The following is a 4184-nucleotide window of genomic DNA, read 5'->3' as shown; positions in this document are numbered from 1 at the left end:
GTCAACGAACTGCTGGCCAGTCGCGGTCTGCCGCCGCTGCGCCTGGATCAGGTCACGGCCATGATCGGCGGCGGCGTCAGGAAATTGATCGAGCGAGCCTTCGCCGCGTCGGGAGCGCCACTGCTCGGCAACGCTCTCGATGAGGCCCATCGCGTCATGGCGCCTATCTACCGCCGGCATCTGACCGGCCTGACAAGGCTGATGCCTGGAGTCAGGGAGGCTCTCACCCACTTTCATTTGGGCGGAGTAAGCATGGGCGTGGCAACCAACAAACCGCAGTTGGCGACCCGCGAAATCCTGCTTCATTTCGGATTGACGGAATATTTCGGCGCAATCGTTGGCGGAGACGCGGTGACATTCCTGAAACCGGCGCCCGATGCCCTGCTGCTGGCGTTGGCACAGCTTGGGGTCGACGCCGGTGACGCGCTGCTGGTCGGAGACAGTGGCGCTGACCTGGGTGCCGCACGCGCCGCCGGCATGGCCGTCATTCTGTTGCGCGGCGGCTACAGCCACATTCCGGTGGAAGAGCTTGGCGCCGACCTTGTTTGCGACAGCCTTTTCGATCTGCCTTCGGCCATGCAGAAGCTGCAAGCCGATGCGTGATCAAGGCGTCCGCCGGCCGAACGCAAATTCGAACGGCCGGCTGCGCTCTATTTCGAGAATTGCTTCAGATAGGCAATGACATTGGCGATGTCTTCGTCCTGCTTGAGGCCGACAAACGCCATCTTCGTTCCTTTGATCATGGCCTTGGGATCGTGAAGATAGGTCTTCAGCGAGGGCTCATCCCATTTGACGCCGGATTTTCCAGCCGCGACCATCGCCTGAGAATAGCTGAACCCCGGGTGTGTCCCAGCCGTTCGGCCTATGACGCCGTTCAACGACGGGCCGACCTTGTTCTTGTCCTGGTCGGCGGCATGGCAGACCTTGCATTTGGCGAAGACCTTCTCACCGGCCGCCGCATCCTGGGCCTGGGATTGGCTCGCCATGAAGGGCACAACGGACATGACTGCGAAAAATGCGATTGCGCGCATGGTATTTCCTCATTGATCGTCTGGGTGCCCTGGACGATTTGCGCATGCCGATCCTTTGATCCGTCTGCATGCGCCTTACGCGGTGGAGTGGAATATCCGCTTCTCCCGTGGAGCCGCGCCGCGTGGCTCAGAAGCTAATTGGCATGTTGTGAAAGTCAATCGTACAAAGGTTTAGAGGCCTGGGTGCTCAAGAGACCTGTCCATTCGTCTTTGTTGACGGCTATCCGGCGAGCGCGTAGCTTGACCTCATTCCGGTTTCTCCATTGGCACCTCGGGAAATCCGGCAAGCGGTGATTTTGTCCTCGCTCCTGGTTGGGCTGGGCTTGCCGATATGGGCGTTTGGGAACGCGCAAGAGGTGCTGAATGGACATGGTCGATCTCATATTGACGGTTTGCCTCAGCGCCAATCCGAGCAATTGCCGAGACGAACATCTCTATTTCGAGAGCCGCGGCACTCTGTTCCAATGCATGATCCTTGCCCCCAGCGAAATCGCGAAATGGTCTCAAGAACACCCGAACCTCAAGGTCATGCGCTGGAAATGCGCATTTCCGAGCAAGGAACGAGCCATCTAATTTGGCAGCGCGGAACCCTGGGGAGGAGGTGTCATGATGGTTTCACGGCGCATGACGCTGCGTCTGGCGGTTCTCGGGACAGCCGCTGTTCTTGCTACCAGGCCGGTCGTTGCGGCAGCCAGGATTCGCCTCGGTGTGCTGAAGTTCGGAACCGTGAGTTGGGAACTCGATACGCTAAGGCGGCACAAATTCGATGCCGCCAACGGGATCGATCTGGAGATCATCGACTTCGCCGGCGAGGATGCAACCAACGTCGCGATGCTGGCTGGCGCGATCGACATGATCGTCTCCGACTGGCTGTGGGTCTCGCGCCAGCGCTCCGAAGGCGGCGACCTCACATTGACCCCCTATTCGACCTCCGTGGGGGCGATCATGGTGAAGGAGGATTCGCCGATCCGGACGGTCGCCGATCTCGAGGACAAGAAAATCGGCGTCGCCGGCGGCCCGCTCGACAAGAGTTGGCTGCTTATACAAGCGCTGAGCAGACGCGATCTCGGCGTCGACCTGTCGGCAGCCAGCGACATCGTCTTCGGCGCGCCGCCGCTGATTTCGGAAAAGGCGATACAGGGCGAACTCGATGCGGTGCTGAATTTCTGGCATTTTTGCGCCCGTCTCGAGGCCAATGGCTTCCGTCGACTGATCGGCGTGAACGACGCGGCAAAGTCGCTCGGGGCTCTGGGACCCGTTTCGACCCTCGGTTACGTCTTCCATGACCAATGGGCAAACGAGAACCCGGATGCAGTCAGGGGTTTCGTGAGGGCGTCCGCGCAAGCCAAGGACTTGCTGGCCAGATCCGATGACGAATGGCTGCGCCTGGCGCCGATCATTCGCGCGGAAGGCAAGGAACTGGAAAAGCTGCGCGATCGCTACCGCCAGGGCATTCCCAGACGGTCGGTCGCGGAGGAAGCGGCCGACGCCGGCAGGCTATACCATGTGCTGGCGGCGATCGGCGGCGCGAAACTTGTCGGCAGCGCGCCGGAAATGGCGCCCGGCACGTTCTGGCAGGATCCCCGGAAATGACCGCATTGGGAACCGACGGCACGCGTGATGCTCCGCCGAGCATGTCCGGCCGACGCAGTCTGGCGACGGCACTCATGCCCGCGCTGACTGTTGCGGTCTCCCTGCTCGGGCTTTGCCTGCTGTGGAACCTTGCGGCAAGTGTCTGGCCAAGCCGTGCCTTTCCAGGGCCTCGGCAGGTCTGGCAGGTGCTTCTCAGGGAGGCTGCGAGCGGCGACCTCTTTTACCATCTCGGCGTGACTCTCGGCCGGGTCGCCGCGGCATATATCGTCGCCATGATCATCGGATCCGTCATCGGCGTTTTGCTCGGCAGCCATCGTCGCGTCGACCGCTTTTTCAACCCATGGGTGATCCTGTTCCTCAACATCCCGGCGCTGGTGGTCATCGTCCTCGGCTACATTTGGTTCGGCCTCAACGAGGCGGCGGCGATCGGCGCGGTGGCGGTGAACAAGATCCCGAATGTCGTGGTGACGATGCGCGAAGGCGCCAGGGCGCTTGATCCAAGTTACGCCGAAATGGCCACCGTCTATCGCTTCGGCCGCCTTGAACGCATCCGCCATATCCTGCTGCCGCAATTGCAGCCCTATCTTGCCGCCGCATCGCGATCCGGCATTGCCCTCATCTGGAAGATCGTCCTGGTCGTCGAACTGCTCGGCCGCTCGAACGGTGTCGGCTTCCAGATCCATCTCTATTTCCAGCTCTTCGATGTCGCCGCCATCCTTGCCTACACGCTGGCTTTCGTGGCGGTGATGCTTGTCATTGAACTTCTCCTGGTGCAGCCCGTTGAACGACATGCAACCCGTTGGCGCCGTCGTCCCGCTTAAGGTCGACATCGCCGAAAAGACCTTCAGGTCCACGCGAGGCGTCTCGATCACGGCGCTTCAGGACCTTTCCTTCGAGGTCCGGCAAGGCGAATTCGCCTGCTTGCTGGGACCGTCGGGCTGCGGCAAAACCACGACGCTGCGTATCCTGCTTGGCTTGGACAAAGACTTTTCCGGCTCCTTTCAGTTGCCGCAAGGAGGTTCGAACCGCATCGCCGCCGTATTCCAGGAACCGACCCTGCTGCCGTGGCGAACGGTGGAACAGAATGTCAGGCTGGCGTTGCCCAAAAGCTTGAGAGCGAAAAATCTCGACGGGCTGTTCGACACGCTCGGCCTCGCCGGCATGCGCTCGCTCTATCCTGCCGAACTGTCGCTCGGCCTTGCGCGCAGGGCAGCACTTGCCAGGGCTTTCGCCACCGAGCCGGCGGTGCTTTTCCTGGACGAACCTTTTGTCTCGCTCGACGAACAGACCGCCGAGCGGCTTCGGCATCTGCTTTTGACCGTGTGGTCGGCACGGCCAACGACCGCCTTGATGGTGACGCACAATCTACGCGAGGCACTGATGCTGTCGGACCGCATCATCGTGCTCGCGCCACGGCCAACCCATGTGCTCGGCGTGTTCGACGTACGGTTGCCACGGCAACATCGCAATTCGCAGGTGATGAGCGACCTCCTGCGGTCGTTCCATCATAGATTTCCGGACGTCACCTGATCGCCTGCTGGCGAAATGCATATCGGAGGC

5 protein-coding genes are annotated in these 4184 nt (G+C 61.2%); 4 read left to right on the top strand and 1 reads right to left on the bottom strand.

Annotated features, from left to right (window positions below; all coding sequences use genetic code 11):
• Positions 1–603, top strand: a 603-nt coding sequence (locus tag EN893_RS21485; RefSeq protein ID WP_128361759.1) for an HAD-IA family hydrolase, incomplete at its 5' end; no start/stop codon positions are given.
• A gap of 47 nt (positions 604–650) precedes the next feature.
• On the opposite strand, the gene EN893_RS21480 is transcribed toward EN893_RS21485, so the two are convergent.
• The gene (locus tag EN893_RS21480; RefSeq protein ID WP_127269601.1) at positions 651–1031 is read right to left on the bottom strand and encodes a cytochrome c family protein; all 381 of its coding nucleotides are present in this window, start codon (positions 1029–1031) and stop codon (positions 651–653) included.
• Positions 1032–1637: 606 nt separating this feature from the next.
• Between EN893_RS21480 and EN893_RS21470 the strand changes: the two genes are divergently transcribed.
• From EN893_RS21470 to EN893_RS21460, 3 genes are read left to right on the top strand one after another with little or no spacing between them, the layout of a single operon-like run.
• Positions 1638–2624 carry an ABC transporter substrate-binding protein gene (locus tag EN893_RS21470; protein WP_127269603.1) on the top strand — a complete coding sequence of 329 codons (987 nt, stop codon included), beginning with the start codon at positions 1638–1640 and terminating at the stop codon, positions 2622–2624.
• On the top strand, positions 2621–3445 hold the full coding sequence (locus EN893_RS21465; protein WP_127269855.1) for an ABC transporter permease: 825 nt from the start codon (positions 2621–2623) through the stop codon (positions 3443–3445). Before EN893_RS21470 ends, EN893_RS21465 begins: the two co-directional genes overlap by 4 nt.
• Positions 3414–4154: an ATP-binding cassette domain-containing protein gene (locus EN893_RS21460; protein WP_127269606.1), complete on the top strand. Its 741-nt coding sequence runs from the start codon at positions 3414–3416 to the stop codon at positions 4152–4154. Before EN893_RS21465 ends, EN893_RS21460 begins: the two co-directional genes overlap by 32 nt.
• Positions 4155–4184: the final 30 nt, after the last annotated feature.

This window comes from Mesorhizobium sp. M7A.F.Ca.CA.004.04.2.1 (assembly GCF_004022825.1).
GTDB lineage: Bacteria > Pseudomonadota > Alphaproteobacteria > Rhizobiales > Rhizobiaceae > Mesorhizobium.
The sequence above is the reverse complement of the archived record's forward strand: the minus strand, read 5'-3'. Positions and strand labels throughout refer to the sequence as shown.

Excerpts from the sequence above, each read along its gene's own strand:
- EN893_RS21480 (WP_127269601.1), bottom strand. The coding sequence starts at position 1,031 with ATGCGCGCAATCGCATTTTTCGCAGTCATGTCCGTTGTGCCCTTCATG.
- EN893_RS21470 (WP_127269603.1), top strand. The coding sequence starts at position 1,638 with ATGATGGTTTCACGGCGCATGACGCTGCGTCTGGCGGTTCTCGGGACA.
- EN893_RS21465 (WP_127269855.1), top strand. The coding sequence starts at position 2,621 with ATGACCGCATTGGGAACCGACGGCACGCGTGATGCTCCGCCGAGCATG.
- EN893_RS21460 (WP_127269606.1), top strand. The coding sequence starts at position 3,414 with ATGCAACCCGTTGGCGCCGTCGTCCCGCTTAAGGTCGACATCGCCGAA.